Source organism: Pseudonocardia sp. Ae505_Ps2 (assembly GCF_001932425.1).
Classification (GTDB): Bacteria; Actinomycetota; Actinomycetes; order Mycobacteriales; family Pseudonocardiaceae; genus Pseudonocardia.
Window position 1 is genome coordinate 26,114 of record NZ_MCIP01000004.1, and the last position, 1,184, is coordinate 27,297.

A 1,184-nucleotide genomic window follows, 5' to 3' on the forward strand; every position below is an offset into this window, starting at 1 on the left:
CCCGCCGCCGACGCAACCTCAGCGCCGAGAGTGGGAGTTCCCGACCTGCTCGACCGGGACATCACCCGGCGTGTCGCCAAACCGGTGAACGTTCGTGGTCAACGCACTAGAGCGACTCGCCGGCGTCATCGGACGCAAGATCGGCCGCGACACCGACAAGCAGCGCCTCTACGTCCAGCACCTCATGCGCGTCGCCACCCGCCGACTCATCAGCGACACCACCTTCCGCGACACCATCGCCGACGACCTCGCCGACCACCGCGACGCACTCAAGCGCGAGAAGTAACCCGCCAAGCCACCGTCACGCCTACTGTCATCGCAGGTCAAATCAGGTATCAGCACACCCGCCAAGATCCACAACGCCCCCTCGACGGCCCCGCTTCACTCCACCGCGCTACCAAGTAGCCCGCGGAGGAGAAGATGCGGGGCCGTCTTCATGTGGTCCTGTTTCCCCAGTTCAAGTTAGGTATCGGACCCCGCGTCACAACAAGATCTAGACATAGAGCCAGGAACCTATCTGCCCAGGTCAAGTTAGGTATCAGCACCTCACGCTAAACCCAGGTCTCACACGCTTAATGAGCCTTTTTCAACCTGGCGTTTGTGCTGGTCAAGCCGTCGAGTGGGCCTCCCCGGACCGTGACCACGCGGCGGCCTGACCTGCATCATCGGGGATCTGGCCGCTGCCGACGGGGCCCCTGCCGCCGCTTCGCGGCGGGTCCTCGGTCAGGTTGAAAAAGGCTCAATGACAGCAAAACAGGGGTGTCGGCGCTGCTGTCATGGTTGCTGTCATCGCCCTGATACCGGGTTTGACCTGCGACGATACAAGATCATGACAGCAATGACAGTCCTCTCCCTTTCTAGTGGGGTGAAAATCGGAGATGAGAACTAGGTTGTAGACAACGAGGTGTTCTCAGTAGCGGGGTGGCAGGTCGTGGCGACACGCCGAGGGTGGTGAGATGAGCGGGAACGGGGCAGGACCCCGGTAGATCGGTTCGGTCCAGCACAGATCGACACCGTCACCGAGGTCCTGCATGTCTGATCCTGTCACCTACACCGCTGTCCTCCCGATCGGGGAGCGCACCGTGGCCTATCTGGCGCGGCTCCTGGTCCTTCAACGCCGTCGACGTGGCACCCGGCGGCGGGCGTTGACCCCGTTCGCCCAGGCAGTGCTGGTGATCCGCTGG

General features: G+C 62.8%; 1 protein-coding gene and 1 pseudogene. Both read left to right on the forward strand.

Annotated features, from left to right (window positions below; translation table 11 throughout):
* Positions 1 to 94 precede the first annotated feature (94 nt).
* Positions 95 to 286, forward strand: a complete 192-nt coding sequence (locus tag Ae505Ps2_RS29525) for a hypothetical protein (RefSeq protein ID WP_075554406.1) — start codon at positions 95 to 97, stop codon at positions 284 to 286.
* 745 nt (positions 287 to 1,031) lie between these two features.
* A pseudogene (locus Ae505Ps2_RS33890) lies at positions 1,032 to 1,184 on the forward strand (IS5/IS1182 family transposase); the annotation flags it as partial.